Raw genomic sequence first — 16064 nt, forward strand, 5'->3', positions numbered from 1 at the left:
CTTCTATTATACTAATACGCTTGATAAAAATACGATTAATGCTGTTAATACTACCGCTCCACTTGCTGATCCTACGAAGTCACCTTTTGTTACTTGTAATACTTGCTCTTTCATATCTTTCATTCTCCTTTTTTTATAAGTTATCTATATGTAATTTCTAAGAAATGTTTATTTCATAGTTTTTATGTTAACGTTACATTAAATTTGATAACGTAATGTTTGTAACATTAATGTAACATAACTATTATTACGTTGCAATATAATTACGTAAAATTTATTACACTTTTTTTACGTTTTTTTATAACAACCCTCAAAAACCTTTATTTAATGCATTTTTCACTAAGTCCACGTTTGTAACATTCGCGTAACATTACAGTCATAAAGTGAAATGTATCCATATTCCTCTCTATTTTTGTTACAAATTGTTTATTTAGTGCCACTAAACCTATCTAATCTTTACTTACTTTTAATATGAGATAAAATACCGTCTTTCCAAGATAAGTTTATATGTTTCCTCTATATAACTATGTATAATAAAAACAAAGAGGTGGTCATTTTGAAATTAATCGCATTAGATATGGATGGTACACTACTATCATCTAATCTTGAAATCTCCAAAGAAAACCTACAAGCAATCCAAACTGCACAAGAAGCCGGTCATATTGTAATGATCTGTTCTGGTCGTGCGAAAGAGGATGCTTTAAAACTATTGGAAGAATATAAATTATCTCTTCCAGTCGGAGCAAGCAATGGGGCAATTGTTTATGTGGATGGAAAAGTAATTAACTCGCGTTGTTTACAAAACGATAAAGTATACAAGCTTGCAAAATTACTAGAATCTGAAGGTTTTCCTTATAAGCTATATACGAATAAAGGAGTTTATTCTCCATATACATGGCAAGATCAAGTCATGCAAGCTTTCGAAGAGAACAAGCATGCATTAGATGTTACACTTGAGGAGCTTGAGAGAATTACAGAAAAACAAAAGAAATCAAACTTAATTACTGATTTCCAAAAAATTGAAGATGTTGTAAATAATCCAGAATTAGAAATATCTAAATTCTTCATTTTGACATTTAATGCAACGCATCGTGCACAGCTATTAAGTATGTTACAAGAAGACACTGATATTTCGGTTACAGCATCAGCTCCTACTAATGTAGAAATTATGGATAAGCTTGGTCATAAAGGAAACGGTCTACAAGAAATGGCTGCTTATTTCAATATACCAATTGAAGATACTATTGCAATCGGGGACAACTTTAATGATGTGCCAATGTTACAAGTAGCTGGCTTATCAGTTGCGATGGGAAATGCTGAAGAAGATGTAAAAAAACTATGTGATGTTGTAACATTAACAAACAATGAACATGGTGTTGCTCACGCAATTGAGCAATTTGTATTGAAACAAACTTCATCTAGTAAATAAAAGAAAAGGACTCTTTCCATTTGAAAGGGTCCTTTTCTTTTATACGTGATGACAAGCAACAAAATGCTCCTCACCAACATTACGGAATTCTGGTACTGTTTTTTTACAAACATCCGTTGCAAATGGGCAACGTGTATGAAAACGACAGCCCGAAGGTGGATTTGCTGGACTTGGAATATCCCCTTCTAGTATAATTCGCTCTCGCTTCACTGTTGGATCTGGTATTGGAACAGCTGATAACAATGCTTTCGTATAAGGATGTAGCGGATTGGTAAATAACTCATCACGCGGTGCTGTCTCCACAATCGTACCTAAATACATAATTCCGATTTTCGTACATAAATGTTCTACTACACTTAAATCATGCGAAATGAATAAATAAGATAATCCCTTTTTCTCCTGTAACTCACTAAATAAATTAATAATTTGTGCTTGGATAGATACATCTAGTGCCGCCACAGGTTCATCAGCTACAATGAATTCTGGATTTAATACCATAGCTCTTGCGATTACGATACGCTGACGTTGTCCACCAGAAAACTCATGGGGATACCGGTCAATATGATAAGGAGCTAATCCACATAACTCCAATACTTCAATTACCTTTTCACGAACATTTTCTTTCGTCGCTAATCCGTGGGCCAACATTGGCTCTCCAAGCGCTTCTCCAATTCTCATTCTCGGATTTAATGAACTAAATGGATCTTGGAAAACGAGCTGCATATTAGGGCGATGTTTTCTTAATTCATCCTTGGATAAAGAATGAACATCTTTCCCTTTAAACTTCACTTCTCCCTCCGTTTTTTGAACGAGGCGTAAAATTGTTTTTCCTATTGTTGTTTTTCCGCTCCCTGATTCGCCAACGAGACCAAACACTTCACCTTTATTAATAGTAAAACTTACTCCATCAACTGCTTTTACATGCCCAATTGTTCTACTAAATACGCCACCCTTGATTGGAAAATATGTCTTTAGGTTTTTTACCTCTAATAATGGTTCACTCATTGTTCCGCACGCTCCTCATATAACCAGCAAGCTACTTTATGATTTTCATCATTTACATTTAGATTTGGGGCTTCTTTTTCACATATTTCCATACAATGCTCACAACGCCCACTAAAGTAACAAAACTCACCTAAACCAACTAAATTCGGAACTTGCCCTGGAATAGAATATAGTTTATCTATTCGTTTTCCCATTACTGGTTTTGATTTCAATAATCCTTTCGTATAAGGATGTTTTGGATTTTGGAATATCTCTAGTACTGGGGCTTCTTCAATAACTTTCCCGCCATACATAACGACAACATAATCAGCCATTTCTGCTACGACACCTAAGTCATGTGTAATTAATAAAATCGACGTTTTAAATTCTTCTTTCACTTGTCTTAGTAGATCCAATATTTGAGCCTGAATGGTAACATCAAGAGCTGTTGTTGGTTCATCCGCAATTAATAACTTAGGATTACAACTAAGTGCAACAGCAATCATAATACGTTGTAACATCCCACCGCTCAGTTCATGCGGATAAGAATGGACAATTTCATCAGCGCGGGCTATGCCAACTTTACGAATTAACTCAATTGCCTTCTTATATGCTTCATTTTTACTAAGTAATTCATGCTCCCTTAACGTTTCTACAATTTGCTCTCCTACAGTGAAGACGGGGTTTAGCGATGTCATCGGTTCTTGGAAAATCATCGCAATATCATTCCCTCGTAAACTACGAAGCTCTTTCTCTTTCATTCCTAAAAGACTTTTTCCTTCATATAAAATATCTCCACCTACTACACTGCCTGATTCAGCAATAAGTCCCATAATAGATAACGCCGTTACACTTTTTCCGCAACCAGATTCACCTACAACACAAACAGTTTCACCTTCTCGAACAGAAAAACTAACATGATTCACAGCTTTTACTGTCCCTTCTTCTGTCTGAAAGTGTGTTTGTAAATCTTTCAGCTCTACTACCGCTTTACTCATATCTCCTCACCTACCGTCTCATCTTTGGATCTAATGCATCACGAAGTGCATCACCAAGTAAATTAATTGATACAACTGTTATAAAGATTGCAAAACCAGGCGGAATCCATAACCATGGACGCTTTTGGAAATCGATTAATGAGTTAGCTGCGCTAATCATGTTCCCCCATGATGGTGTAGGTGGAACGACTCCGAGACCTAAGTAACTTAGTGCGGATTCTCCCAAAATAGAACCTGCAACACCTAATGTAGATACGACAATTAAAATGGGTAAAACATTAGGTATTAAGTGATATATAATTTTCCGGTAATCTTTTATTCCTAACACATCCGCAGCTTGCATAAATGCTTGCTCCCTAAGTGATAAAATTTGCCCTCTTACAAGGCGTGCAAGCCCTGGCCAACCTACTAAACTTAAAATAATCATAATGACATACAAACGATAATCAGACGGTACTTTCCACTCTGATAAAATCGCACCCATTATAATAAGTAACGGTAATCCTGGCATCGACATTAAAATATCTGCAAGTCGCATAATAATATTGTCCACAATACCACGATAAAAACCTGCAATCGCTCCTAATAAAGCTCCAAGTATAACCGATAAAACCATTGAAGCTAAACCAATGGTTAATGAAATACGTCCCGCTTGCATAAGCCTTGTTAAAATATCTCTTCCTAATTGATCTGTACCAAGCCAATGAGAAAAACTAGGTGGTTTGTTAATGAGCGCAACTTGTATTTTTCCTGATGCATATGGAGAAAAGAACGGACCGATAAAACAAAATAAAAACATAAAAATTAATGCATAAAACCCTACAAGTGCCATCTTATTTTTCTTTATCTTTTTAAAAGCTTGTCGCCATGGTGATGATTCATTTCTTCTCTTTTTTTCTTTTTTTTCTGTAATTACTGTAACAGTCTCCATTTCTTTCCCCCCTTACTTCAACCGAATTCTTGGATCAACAACTGCATATACGATATCTGCTAAAAAGTTTGAAACGATTGTTAAACAAGAAAGAAACATCGTAAATGCCATCAATACTGTATAGTCACGGAAATTTAATGCTTCTAATTGAATATTACCAATCCCTGGCCAGTTAAAAATTTGTTCAATAATAATTGCCCCAGAAAACAATCCAGGTAATTCAAATGCTAATAACGTAATTGCCGGTAAAATTGCATTTTTTAATGCATGCTTATAAATAACCGTCTTCTCCTTCAAACCTTTCGCTCTTGCTGTTCGTATGTAATCTTGTCTTACAACCTCTAACATACTTGTTCTAAAATAACGAGTTAGCGAGCCGACCCCAAGAAGTGTCAAAATAAATACTGGTAAAATCATATGTTTTGCAACTTCTATCACGTAAGCAAATCCTGTTGAATTACTGCCAACATCAATCATTCCACCTATCGGTAATAACTTAAAGTCAACCGCAAACACCTTAATTAAAAACAAACCGATAAAGAATGAAGGAAATGACATTGCTGCAAAAACACCGATTGTTACAAGTTTATCGAATAAAGAATGTTGCTTCGTCGCCGAGAATACACCGATAATAAGTGCAATTAGCCAAATAAAAAACAATGCAATAATTGCTACACTAAAAGAATTCCAAATAAATTTATTTAATAATGACGTTACAGGCTCTTGATATTGAAGCGAGAAGCCAAAGTCCCCTTGCAATGCATTACCTAACCAATGAAAATAACGCTCAACAATTGGTTTGTTCAACCCATATAACTCCCTCAGTTCAGCTGCTCTTTCCGGTGTAATTTTCGGGTTTGAATCAATATAATCCCCAGGAAGAAGTGCGAACAGGACGAAGATAATAATTGATGTACCAAGCAGTGTAGGAATCATTTGTAACAACCTACGAACAATATATGTTTTCACCCTTTTTCTCTCCAATCTTATGCTTAAAATAGAAGAACATTTTTTCAAAGCGGCACATTACTAACCGAATGAAAAAATGTCTTCTACTTATACATTCTTATCGTTATTTTTCAAATGATAATACTGGTAAGTTTGCACTAATACTGTTGTACTTTTCAGGATCAATTCCTTTTATATTCCCGTTATAACCAGTAATTGTTCTACGGTAGTTTAATAGAATTACTGGTGGATCATCACTTAATTCTTTATACAATTCTTTATAAATAGGTTTACGCTTTTCGATATCTACAGTTTCAATACCTTTTTGAATTAGCTCATCTACTTTTGCATTCTTATAACCAAGACTAGTTTCATTTGCAGTAGACAAATATTCACCAGCTGTTTCACTCGGATCACTTGTAATCGGTGTCGAAACAGAAGCTAAATCATAATCCCCTTTGTTTACCTTAGAAAGCATCGTATTAAAGTCCATAAATTCAGGATTAAACTCTACACCTATTTCTTTATAATTCTCTTTCGCAATCGGAATTAATAAATCACTATCTTTAGCCGAACTTGGACCGAAATAAGAAAGTTTTAATTTTTGACCATCTTTTTCACGAATTCCATCCGAACCAACTTTCCACCCTGCTTCATCTAATAATTTTTTCGCTTTTTCTTTATCGTATTCGTATTTATTAACTCCTTCTTCCGTATAAGCCCAAGAAGTTGGATGAATTGGTACATTGGCTACTGTACCGTATCCTTTTAACGCTGTATCAACATATTTTTTGCGGTCTAATCCGTAAATAAGTGCTTGGCGAACCTTTTTATCCTTTAAGTAAGGCTTATTATTATTCATATAAATATAACTAAATGACGGTGCTGTTTCGATTTGGATATTGGCGAATTCTAAAGCCTTAGCCTGTTCAAGAACCTCATCACCAGTACCTAAGCCAGTATGGTCAACTTCTCCTGTTTGGAATAACTGAAGCTTCGTATCACCAGAAGTAATTTTATAAATGAAGTTTTGAATTTTTGGTTTACCCGCATAATAATTTTCGTTTGCTACAAAACGAACTTCTTGACCTGGAATATACTTTTCAAATTTATATGGACCCGCAGCTAATGGCTTTCCATATAAATCTTTTAAGTAATCTAAGCTTGTATTTTGCTTATAATCTTTTCCATAATAAGCTTTTGATAGTACTGTACCTCCTAAAACAAATATAGCTTGTGAATTCACTTTTTCAGTTGTAATTTTAATTGTTTGTGGATCAACAACTTGAATACCTTCAATTGAAGTTGCTTTTCCTTCCTTATATTCTTTACCACCTTTAACCGCATATTGAGAGATATCTACTTCACCTTCATATGCCTTATCATGTAAAAGCGTCAATGTGAAAGCTACATCATCCGCCGTTAATGGCGATCCATCACTAAATTTCAAATCTTTACGTAAATGGAATGTATATGTTAACTGATCAGAAGAAACGTCCCACTTCTCAGCTAATTCTGGAATTGGTTTCCCTTGTTTATCGGTTGATACGAGAGATGCAAAAATAACTGAAGTTACGTTTCCATCCCAACCATTTTGTTGGAAGTATGGCAAAAATACGCCGCCTGGCTTACTAATACCAACTACTAACGTATCTTTTCTATTCTTCGCTTTGTCTGGCACTTTCGTTTTATCTGTCGCAGCGATCTTTTCAATTTTCACATTTTTTAAATCCTGCTGTTTAACCGGCTCTGTAGAAGCCGCGTCCTCCTGTCCCCCACAAGCAGACAACACAAGCGAACTACTCAGTAATACCGAAAATACACCAGCCCATTTTTTTGTCTTTTTCTTCATTGTCCCCACCCTAACTTTTCTTTTTTTAATAATTAAACCTTATGAACTGCTTGACTTATGTATGCCTCCCACAGCGACATTTTATAGCCAATCGGAAAAGTCGGTTTTAATCGTAAAAAAATAGATGTTTTTGAGGGGTAACAATCCTATTCCGACCTTTCCGGTAGACTTTATGGTTATTAGCTTATATCTTCAGTTATATTTTGTCAATTCTTTCTAAATAAATATTTCAAGAATTTTTTTAAAATTATTATTCTATCTTTAATTTAGGTAAACTTAATAAAACTCCGTTATAGTCACCTTCTTATAATCCTTGAATTCGTGCATGATGTGTAGACACCATTTTGCTATTATTCAAGAAGATTACAGGCGGTGCTTCGCTTAACTCTTGATATAATTTTTTATAAATTTCCTTTCGCTTTTCAATATCCAACGTTTCTAATGCTTGCTTAGCTAATTCATCTACTTTCTGATTATAATATCCATCATAATTTCGTTTACTTGTTGAAATAAACTCTTCAATCGCTCTCTTTTATTTCTTATAAAAAAATTAAAAATTCACTTCTATTCGTTCAGCATGAAACATAGAATACTAATAACCAATTACCAAAAAGGGGGCGAAAACATGGACAACCTATTCCAATACGTCCTGCACTACGTATTATTAACAATTATGATAGTCGGAGCGCTATTACTATTCCCGTTCTTCCCAAAGTTCGTCCTCTTTTTAGCTTTTTTTATCATGCTCGGGATCGCTATTATAATTTCAACGAGAGAAGATGCCACGCAAAAAGAGAGCAGAGTTCAGCACGTAAAGCTGTAACTTTGCTCTCTTTTCGTTTTCATTCACTAGTCTCTGTTACAAATATTTATCCCGCTATTTGCCGGGCAGTAAGACCCCCACCTCAAAATTCAGTGAAAGCAAAAGAAGTTAGGTCAGGGTCGGGGTGCCTGTAAAAGCCCTCACTTTATCTCTCGGGAAATAATTAGCCTTTGTTTTTGTAATTACTCCTATCCAAAAACCACTAATGACATTTATTTTTCACCTTATTATTTTCATATGTTTCACAAACTATGCAAATTGAGGAACACGGATTTATCTAAGTTACTGTTTCACGTGAAACACATCGCTTCATTTAACCTTTAAAGCAAAATATCATTATGAAGAAAGCCACTTCCTCCAGCAAAACTGAAAGGAAGTGGCTTTCTACTCATTACTCCACAATATTCTCTAATTCATTATATAAATCTGCTCGTAACAACTCTTTCTTCGTTTTTTCCTCATATAATTTTTCAAGTTTTTCAACATCAGCTACATGTTCCATTCCACATTCTATTGCATATATATCTTCTTCTACATGCATTAACTCATTTTCAATCTCTTCAAGATTCCTAGCTTCTTTCTCTTTTACAGGAACCGTTTCAACACTTTTTCTTCCTTGGCGTTGCTGCTTTATTACTTGTTTCTCGAGCTTTTCTTCCCACTTTTGACGAGCCCATGCGTAGTTCCCTGCAAACTCAAATAATTTATGCTCATCAATCCAATACGTCTTTTCAAATAACTTATTTAAAAAATAACGATCATGTGAAACAGCTAAAATCGTCCCATTATATTGCTCAAGAGCTTCCTCTAAAACTTCCCTTGATTCAATGTCGAGATGGTTTGTCGGCTCATCTAAAATTAAAAAATTGATATCTTGATACATAAGTTGCGCAAGTCTTAATCTCATTTTTTCTCCACCGCTCAGTTGCGTTACTTTCTTAAACACCGCTGGACCATAAAATAAAAACTTAGCTAATATATGTCTCGCTTCTCCTTCTGTTACAGCTACATATTCCCTGAAAGCCTCTAATACATTACTCTTCACATTTCCATACGTATGCTGTGATACATAACCAATTTTGACACTACTACCAATGCGAATTTCACCAACGTCTGGATTTATTTCTTCTAATAGTAGTTTTAATAATGTAGTCTTTCCTGTACCATTACGACCAACGATAGCAGCACGCTCTTGAAAACGAACATGTAAATTCGCTTGTTCAAATAAAGGTCGGCCAGCAAAACCTTTACTCACTTCTTTCATTACAACAACATCTTTTCCGCTTCTCTCTTGCCCTTCAAACTGAAGACCCATCTGTTTTCTTTCTAAAATCGGCCTCTTTAATTTCTCTATACGATCTAACGCACGTTCCATATTCCTCGCTCTTTTATGCAATCCTTCATTCGGAGGATTCGCTTGATTTGCCCATTCACGTAGGCGCTTAATTGCTTCTTTCATTTTCTTTATTTTCTTTTGCTGCTCTTGATAAGCTTGAAACTCTTGAAGTAACCTTTCTTCCTTCTCCTCAACGAACTGAGAATAATTCGTATGGTACACGTGAATCTCTCCATCTTCCAAATCCAAAATTTTCGTTACAACTTCATCAAGGAAATAGCGATCGTGTGAAATAACCATAACTGTTCCAGTATATTCTTTTAAAAATTTCTCTAACCATTCAACTGCAAACAAATCTAAATGATTTGTTGGTTCATCTAATAGAAGTAAATCTGGTTTCTGCAATAGCATATATGCAAGGCTTACTTTCGTCTGTTCTCCTCCACTTAATTCTGTAAATACTCTTGGAAATAAGTCTGTTACTTGTAAGCCATTTGCTACCTTCATTATATTTGCCTCTATTTCATAACCACCGAGAAATGCAAATTTTTCTTGAATTATTCCGTACCTCTCCATTAGCTTTTGCAAAGAAGATTGTTCCTGCTCCTCCGCCATATTTTTTTCTAGAGCATGCATTTCTTTTTCTAATTCTTTTTCTACTTTAAAAGCGGAACTCAATACATCATATACAGTCATGACCTCATCAAACTTCGGAATTTGTGCGACATGACCAATACGTGTACCTTTCTTCATATGGATGGCTCCTGCATCCAAACTCTCCATTCCCGTTAGAAGCCCAAAGATTGTTGTCTTCCCACTACCGTTACGACCAACTAACCCAACACGTTCACCATTCTTTATTTCAAGCGATATATTTTCAAATATGATGTTTCCACCAAAAGATTTCGTTACATTCTTTACACTACAAATAGTCATTTTCCGTACTCCTTTCAATATAAAAAACCATGAGAAAGAAACATTCCCCATGGTTTTCGGCATAGAAAAAGGAAGCCAAATAGCTCCCTTTTCACACGTTTATTAAAAATGGGTGAAGAGATTTCTATCGTTCAATAGTCACTATGCAATTGTTAAAAAAGGGCATACGTATCCCGTTAACAACTACATCATGAAAAATCGCACGACAAAAATAGATAAAATCTAAAAATTTGGCACGCGCAGCTAAAGAACGTTTCATCTCATTCACCCCTTTCGTACGGAATTTAATACTTACTTCTTTATTATACTTTCCAATTTCATGTTTGAATAGTCATTTTTCTGAAAATAATGAAGATAGACTAAACATTTCAATAAGTGACATCAAATCTTACAAAACTGTTATGTTCACGTAATGGAAAGCGATAGTACGAAAAGATGCCTCCCTATACAATAAAGATGTAAACAAGAGAGATAAACAAAAGGTGGAAACAAACATGATGAAAGAAATCGTAAAAGCAATCTTTGAGGTATTAGTGAACGGACAAGCAGTTGTAAAAGAACTAAATGAACTATAAAAAGGAGTGAAGAAATATGATGAACATGGTGAAAATGATTTTACACGCTTTAGTCGATGCAAAAGCAGTTAGCCAAGAATTAAACCAACAATAAAAAGGGGTATATGAATATGAAGAAAGCCATTATTATAATTGCAAGCACAGCAATTACTTTATACACAATAAAAAATAGAAAAAAGAAAAATAATGAAAATGTTCTATATTATCCATACACGCTATTAGAGAAAAAATAAAAGACAAGGTACCCTATCGTAATGAGGATATCTTGTCTTTTATTTTTTCCACATTTCCTTTAGAGGATTTCCCTCTCCTGTTCCCGAATGTATTAAGCGGGATTTTTACACATATTTTAAAGGGGCATATATACAAATGGATACACAACAACTATATTTTTTAAACGATATCGGTAAACAAAAACCAGAAAGCATTCGGAATAGAAGCGCTGCATGTCCATTTTGCGATAAAGAACATTTAACGGATATTTTAGCAACTGATGGTTCTATTATTTGGTTAAAAAATAAATTTCCTACATTACAAGATACATTTCAAACAGTGCTAATCGAAACAGATAATTGTGAAGATCATATTGCGACATATACAGAAGAACATATGAGATCGCTAATCCGTTTCTCCATTAAACATTGGTTAGACTTACAGAAGAATGAAGAATTCACATCTGTGATTTTATACAAAAATCATGGTCCCTTCTCAGGTGGAAGTTTGCATCATGCACACATGCAGATTATTGGAATGAAATATGTAAACTACCTCGATAACGTAGAACCGGACAACTTCCAAGGAGTAATTGTACAAAAGAACGAACACATTGAACTCAATATTTCAGATCGTCCTATTATCGGTTTTACTGAATTTAATATTATCACTGAAGATACTGAATCCACGGATGAACTAGCAACTTATATTCAACAAACTGTACGTTACATACTGACAGATTTCCATAAAGGATGCAGTAGTTATAACTTATTCTTCTATTACTTAAATGGAAAAATCATTTGTAAAGTTGTACCTAGATTTGTCGTTTCACCATTGTATGTAGGATATAAAATACCGCAAGTTTCTACAAAACTAGAAGAGGTGAAAATACAACTCACGCAGTATTTCACGAAAGAAAAGGATGAAATTATTCATAAAAAAACAGAGTAGGTATAGAAAACCTACTCTTTAATTACACCTTTATTTCGATAGTATACATCTTCTAATCCGATGTTATACTTCATGTTATTATCCGTCCACTCTGGCCCTAAATTCCCTGGCCATCCAGATGTATTCGCTATATATTTCAGTAATGCAAAATCAGTCAAACCTTTTTGTACCCCACGCTTATATCCTTTCATTAAATGCGGCATTGCAATTTGCGCATTTGTACGTGGATCTTTCAGCTCATCATCAGTTAAATGTTCTGGTGCAAGCCCGCCGCCGCGGTGTAGTTGAAACAATCCGAATGAAGTTCCATTATCTCCAACACTTCTTGGATTTAATCGACTTTCATGCTCGGCAATTGCAAGAGGTATCCATTCTGGAAGATTTACTTTCTTCGCTTCCTCTATAATGATTTGTTTCATCTGTTTTGCTTCTTCTGAATCAACATAGCTTGTTCCATTCACTAGCTTATCCATTCCTTCAGACTTTCCTTGGAAATATAAATATACTCCAAGAACAACTAAAAATCCTACAAAGAATTTCTTCACTACCTCTACCTCTTTCTCCGCTGAAATTTGTCCCCTTTCAGCCTTCTTCCCTTTACAATTACCCACATTCTATCATTCTCTTACCCTTTTATCATAGCAAATAACTATACATATTATCATCATGCTTTAGACCGATTTTGTGAAAAAACAGCTGGTAAATACGTGCAAAAATGTAACTTTCATAGACTATAACGCATTTATTGTATATAATTGTAAACTGAACTCTACATATAGAATAGGAGCATACAAAATGAAAAAATGCCTAACACTCTTGTTCAGCATTTTACTACTCATCCCTACCTACACCTCTGCACAAACATCATCAAAACCAAAAGTACTTGTTTTGTATAGTACACAAGACGATAAAGTTTCAAATAACGTCCAAATACTTAATACTCAATTAGGACATTTTACAAATGATATAACCGTAAAAAGCTTAAAAGAAGCAACTTCAATTAATAACGTATCCTCCTATACACATATTGTTTATATCGGTGAAACAAAAGAAGTGTTTTCCGATGAAACGAAACAATTTCTAGAAAACTTCTCCGGCCCTGTATTAGTATTAGGACAAAATGTTGAACAATTATCTAAGCGTTTTTCTTTCATTACATTGAAGAGTGATGATATACGAGTTAATAAAATTGAATATCCAGACAAGAAGCTAAAAAATACTTTAGAAGCGGAACGATTAATTCAATCATTTGATACGAATGGAACTGTGCTTGCTAGCGCCTTAAGCTCAAATAACACTAACCCACTAATCGTTCAGCATGAAACATCTTATTACGCTGCAACGCCAAATCTCTTTGACTGGATGTCTCATTACGTCGGTGAAATGTTATTTTCTTACTTCGGAAAAGAGCCAACGACAAATAAAGTAGAAGCTTATTTACGTCTTGAGGACGTTCATCCGGCCGCAGATATAAATCAATTAAAAGAAATTGCTGAATTACTAAAAGGGAAAAAAATTCCTTATATGATTACGGTCATCCCTGTATATAAAGATCCAAATACGGGAAAGACAATACATCTAAAAGATAAACCCGAACTAGTCGATCTTTTACGCTCTATGCAAAATGATGGGGCAGCAATTATTTTGCATGGTTATACTCACCAATTTTATGACAGTGAAACCGGTGAAGGGTTTGAATTTTGGGACGTAAAGACAGATCAACCAATTCGCCAACCGAAACATGAAAAACCGAAGACAAAAGATGACTTTCCAAATATAGAGGCATATAACCAATATGTAAAAAAAGGGGAAGAGTTTGAGGAAAAATATACGAAAGATCATATCGAAAAAGGAATTCAAGAACTTGTAGCTGCTAAACTATATCCTGTTGCCTTTGAAGCACCTCATTACACGATGTCTCAAAAAGGATATGAAATATTATCAAGATACTTTTCAACTTATGTAGGACAACTACAGTTAAATGATACAACTTGGAAATCCATGCACTCACCATATTATACAAGTACTCCGTCATTTTTACATGGAATGAAAATATTGCCTGAAACAGTCGGATTTATTGAAGAAAATAAACCACAAACTATTGCTAAAATGAAAGAACGTGCTCTATCTGTTTCTAAATTATCCGATGGAGTTATTGGAGCATTCTATCATCCTTACTTAGGTGTGAAACCATTAAAAGAAGTGTTAAAGGACCTAGAAAGTATTCCAAATATAGAATGGATTGATTTACAAAAGGAAAAGAATGAAGTAAAAATGAAAGATATTCATATTACGACGAATAAAGACGGCATTCACGTTGAAAAACCAACCAGTGCGAATGACATAATTGATTATATAAAGCAATATGGCATCTTCCTTATACTAGGGTTCGTTATCATTGTCTTTCTTTTATTATTAAAACGTGCGAAAAAATTAGAATCCTAATACAAAACCACCGAGCGGAACGCTTGGTGGTTTTTTGTCCTATATCAAACCGTGGCATTTTATTAAATAAATTCAACTTTTACTTTTTCCGTTACATGATTAAAACTATAATTCTCCTATCCTTTCAAATAAAATCGACTTGTATTTTCATATATTGTTTCTGCGACCTTATCAATAGATATGTTTTTTATAACACTAATTTCCTTTAATACCTCTCGAATCATTCTTGGATGCGTTATAACATCCTCTTGAAATTCCCACGGTCCATCTGTTTCTACCATCATATATTCAAGTGGATAATACGAAACGATTTTTCTAATCTTCTCCTTATGTAAAACATCCGGTGTAATCGAAATATAATAACCATTCTTCATCATCCGTTTCATTGTTTCATCACTTCCTTTAAACCAATGGAAATGTGCACGTGAAACTTTATATTTCTCTAGCAAATCACATACAATGTCAGCATCTTCATAAACTGCATGTAATATAATCGGCAAATTATACTTACTAGCTAGTTCTATAAATTTTTTCAATACAACTATGTATGGATTTACAGCAATTCTTTCATCTTCTTTCCTCAAATAATAGGGCAAACCTACTTCACCAATCGCAACAATTTCCTCTGCGTTCTGTTCAATAAGTTTATAAATCTGTTCACACTCTTCTTTATGAATCTGTTGCTCTGGATGAAACCCTATCGCTGGATATATAAAAGGATAGTTCTTCGCTAAAGATAACGTTTCCTTACAAGATTGATAATTCATAGATACTGCAATAAGCCCCTTTATTTCATTACTATTTTCCACCTCTTTCAGTAATCTGTTCTTCTCTTCATCCTTATATTGATCAACATGTATATGACTATCAATCCATTTCATCTTTATGCCCCCATAAAAAAAACAAGAAAGGACTTCCTTTCTTGTTTTATCATCTATATTATTTAACAATTAAGTTTGTTATGATATCAAATAATCCAATACACACTACGGCAACAGTAAAGTAGCTACAGAAATCTTTAATTGGTAACTTCACTACTTCTTCTTTACGCATCCCATTTTTCTCCCTTCTTACTAGATCCCTAATTATTTTTCTATCTGTATCTATTATGCAAAAAATATGACAAATTTACTATCGAATTAACTTACGTAAACCTTACAATGTTGTAAGGTTTAAAAAAGGATCCTCATCTTTATTCAGATGAGGATTATTAAAAATTAGTTGGTTTTTCATTCTTCATTACAAACAGAAAGTAATACATTGAGACTTTCTAGTTACACTATATGAAAATTACTATCTTTTAACTATCGAATTACATTACAGAAGGCTTACATGTTTGTAAGTTATGTGTAATGTAATTCGATAGTTCTCCTTACTTATATTTCGTACAATAAAGTTAGAAAGTAAGCCAAATAAGAAGAACAATCACATAACCAAATTACATTGCTAGTAGCTACTCTTCTTATACCTTTCACCTATGCTACTACAATGTACCCCCTTCCCTTTTATATAATAAAAAAAGCCTTAGTCCATATTGAAGTGACCCCCGAAAGTTAGACAGGTCGTTTCATTAGGCAGCCTCTAGGGTATGAGCCCGGTATTGTACTGGGCTCATACCCTTTAATTTTGCCTTAATTCTTTTA

At 34.3% G+C, this 16064-nt stretch carries 16 protein-coding genes and 1 pseudogene; 5 read left to right on the forward strand and 12 right to left on the reverse strand.

Annotated features, from left to right (window positions below):
• Window positions 1–6 precede the first annotated feature (6 nt).
• Complete coding sequence (locus ACTFRH_RS30340; protein ID WP_000654250.1) at window positions 7–123, reverse strand: DUF3948 family protein; 117 nt, start codon at window positions 121–123, stop codon at window positions 7–9.
• Window positions 124–556: 433 nt separating this feature from the next.
• On the opposite strand from ACTFRH_RS30340, the gene ACTFRH_RS30345 reads away from it, so the two are divergent.
• Window positions 557–1429, forward strand: coding sequence for a Cof-type HAD-IIB family hydrolase (locus ACTFRH_RS30345; protein WP_000766427.1), 873 nt, complete (start codon window positions 557–559; stop codon window positions 1427–1429).
• Window positions 1430–1468: 39 nt separating this feature from the next.
• Here ACTFRH_RS30345 and ACTFRH_RS30350 read toward each other — a convergent pair whose 3' ends face one another.
• From ACTFRH_RS30350 to ACTFRH_RS30375, 6 genes and pseudogenes are all read right to left on the reverse strand, one after another.
• Complete coding sequence (locus ACTFRH_RS30350) at window positions 1469–2434, reverse strand: ABC transporter ATP-binding protein (protein ID WP_001294520.1); 966 nt, start codon at window positions 2432–2434, stop codon at window positions 1469–1471.
• Complete coding sequence (locus ACTFRH_RS30355; RefSeq protein WP_000030789.1) at window positions 2431–3411, reverse strand: ABC transporter ATP-binding protein; 981 nt, start codon at window positions 3409–3411, stop codon at window positions 2431–2433. The genes ACTFRH_RS30350 and ACTFRH_RS30355 overlap by 4 nt, the downstream gene beginning before the upstream one ends.
• Before the next feature lie 10 nt (window positions 3412–3421).
• The gene (gene opp4C, locus ACTFRH_RS30360) at window positions 3422–4342 is read right to left on the reverse strand and encodes an oligopeptide ABC transporter permease (protein ID WP_000451077.1); all 921 of its coding nucleotides are present in this window, start codon (window positions 4340–4342) and stop codon (window positions 3422–3424) included.
• 12 nt (window positions 4343–4354) lie between these two features.
• Window positions 4355–5311 (reverse strand): ABC transporter permease, encoded by a 957-nt coding sequence (locus ACTFRH_RS30365; protein ID WP_000860748.1) that lies wholly within the window; start codon window positions 5309–5311, stop codon window positions 4355–4357.
• Window positions 5312–5414: 103 nt separating this feature from the next.
• Window positions 5415–7142 (reverse strand): ABC transporter substrate-binding protein, encoded by a 1728-nt coding sequence (locus tag ACTFRH_RS30370; protein WP_000730663.1) that lies wholly within the window; start codon window positions 7140–7142, stop codon window positions 5415–5417.
• Between the two features lie 304 nt (window positions 7143–7446).
• Window positions 7447–7665, reverse strand: a pseudogene (locus ACTFRH_RS30375) (ABC transporter substrate-binding protein); the annotation flags it as partial.
• Between the two features lie 102 nt (window positions 7666–7767).
• Between ACTFRH_RS30375 and ACTFRH_RS30380 the strand changes: the two are divergent.
• Complete coding sequence (locus tag ACTFRH_RS30380) at window positions 7768–7965, forward strand: hypothetical protein (RefSeq protein ID WP_000369252.1); 198 nt, start codon at window positions 7768–7770, stop codon at window positions 7963–7965.
• Window positions 7966–8356: 391 nt separating this feature from the next.
• On the opposite strand, the gene abc-f is transcribed toward ACTFRH_RS30380, so the two are convergent.
• Both abc-f and ACTFRH_RS30390 read right to left on the reverse strand, forming a co-directional pair.
• A complete protein-coding gene (abc-f, locus tag ACTFRH_RS30385; protein ID WP_157464232.1) occupies window positions 8357–10288 on the reverse strand; it encodes a ribosomal protection-like ABC-F family protein in 1932 nt (643 codons plus the stop codon).
• A 73-nt stretch (window positions 10289–10361) separates the two neighbouring features.
• Window positions 10362–10496, reverse strand: a complete 135-nt coding sequence (locus ACTFRH_RS30390; protein WP_000830643.1) for an RAxF-45 family protein — start codon at window positions 10494–10496, stop codon at window positions 10362–10364.
• Window positions 10497–10916: 420 nt separating this feature from the next.
• Here ACTFRH_RS30390 and ACTFRH_RS30395 point away from each other — a divergent pair, with 420 nt between their 5' ends.
• Together ACTFRH_RS30395 and ACTFRH_RS30400 are read left to right on the forward strand one after the other, a co-directional pair.
• A complete protein-coding gene (locus ACTFRH_RS30395; protein WP_001998915.1) occupies window positions 10917–11045 on the forward strand; it encodes a hypothetical protein in 129 nt (42 codons plus the stop codon).
• A gap of 136 nt (window positions 11046–11181) precedes the next feature.
• Window positions 11182–11976: a DUF4931 domain-containing protein gene (locus ACTFRH_RS30400; protein WP_000381021.1), complete on the forward strand. Its 795-nt coding sequence runs from the start codon at window positions 11182–11184 to the stop codon at window positions 11974–11976.
• An 11-nt stretch (window positions 11977–11987) separates the two neighbouring features.
• Here the strand turns inward: ACTFRH_RS30400 and ACTFRH_RS30405 are convergent, their stop codons facing one another.
• Complete coding sequence (locus ACTFRH_RS30405) at window positions 11988–12521, reverse strand: transglycosylase SLT domain-containing protein (RefSeq protein ID WP_000713249.1); 534 nt, start codon at window positions 12519–12521, stop codon at window positions 11988–11990.
• A gap of 250 nt (window positions 12522–12771) precedes the next feature.
• Between ACTFRH_RS30405 and ACTFRH_RS30410 the strand changes: the two genes are divergently transcribed.
• Window positions 12772–14421 (forward strand): DUF2334 domain-containing protein, encoded by a 1650-nt coding sequence (locus ACTFRH_RS30410; RefSeq protein WP_000710615.1) that lies wholly within the window; start codon window positions 12772–12774, stop codon window positions 14419–14421.
• Window positions 14422–14537: 116 nt separating this feature from the next.
• On the opposite strand, the gene ACTFRH_RS30415 is transcribed toward ACTFRH_RS30410, so the two are convergent.
• Both ACTFRH_RS30415 and ACTFRH_RS30420 read right to left on the reverse strand, forming a co-directional pair.
• A complete protein-coding gene (locus ACTFRH_RS30415) occupies window positions 14538–15302 on the reverse strand; it encodes a TatD family hydrolase (protein ID WP_000871068.1) in 765 nt (254 codons plus the stop codon).
• A 689-nt stretch (window positions 15303–15991) separates the two neighbouring features.
• The coding region (locus ACTFRH_RS30420; protein ID WP_228161212.1) for an integrase core domain-containing protein at window positions 15992–16064 on the reverse strand (73 nt) is incomplete at its 5' end.

The sequence above is a fragment of the Bacillus cereus group sp. MYBK216-1 genome (assembly GCF_051916495.1).
Lineage (GTDB): Bacteria > Bacillota > Bacilli > Bacillales > Bacillaceae_G > Bacillus_A > Bacillus_A thuringiensis_K.

Coding starts and splice junctions, on each gene's coding strand:
- ACTFRH_RS30340 (WP_000654250.1), bottom strand. CDS start 123: ATGAAAGATATGAAAGAGCAAGTATTACAAGTAACAAAAGGTGACTTC.
- ACTFRH_RS30350 (WP_001294520.1), bottom strand. CDS start 2,434: ATGAGTGAACCATTATTAGAGGTAAAAAACCTAAAGACATATTTTCCA.
- ACTFRH_RS30355 (WP_000030789.1), bottom strand. CDS start 3,411: ATGAGTAAAGCGGTAGTAGAGCTGAAAGATTTACAAACACACTTTCAG.
- opp4C (WP_000451077.1), bottom strand. CDS start 4,342: ATGGAGACTGTTACAGTAATTACAGAAAAAAAAGAAAAAAAGAGAAGA.
- ACTFRH_RS30370 (WP_000730663.1), bottom strand. CDS start 7,142: ATGAAGAAAAAGACAAAAAAATGGGCTGGTGTATTTTCGGTATTACTG.
- ACTFRH_RS30380 (WP_000369252.1), top strand. CDS start 7,768: ATGGACAACCTATTCCAATACGTCCTGCACTACGTATTATTAACAATT.
- abc-f (WP_157464232.1), bottom strand. CDS start 10,288: ATGGGGAATGTTTCTTTCTCATGGTTTTTTATATTGAAAGGAGTACGG.
- ACTFRH_RS30390 (WP_000830643.1), bottom strand. CDS start 10,496: ATGAAACGTTCTTTAGCTGCGCGTGCCAAATTTTTAGATTTTATCTAT.
- ACTFRH_RS30395 (WP_001998915.1), top strand. CDS start 10,917: ATGAATATGAAGAAAGCCATTATTATAATTGCAAGCACAGCAATTACT.
- ACTFRH_RS30400 (WP_000381021.1), top strand. CDS start 11,182: ATGGATACACAACAACTATATTTTTTAAACGATATCGGTAAACAAAAA.
- ACTFRH_RS30410 (WP_000710615.1), top strand. CDS start 12,772: ATGAAAAAATGCCTAACACTCTTGTTCAGCATTTTACTACTCATCCCT.
- ACTFRH_RS30415 (WP_000871068.1), bottom strand. CDS start 15,302: ATGAAATGGATTGATAGTCATATACATGTTGATCAATATAAGGATGAA.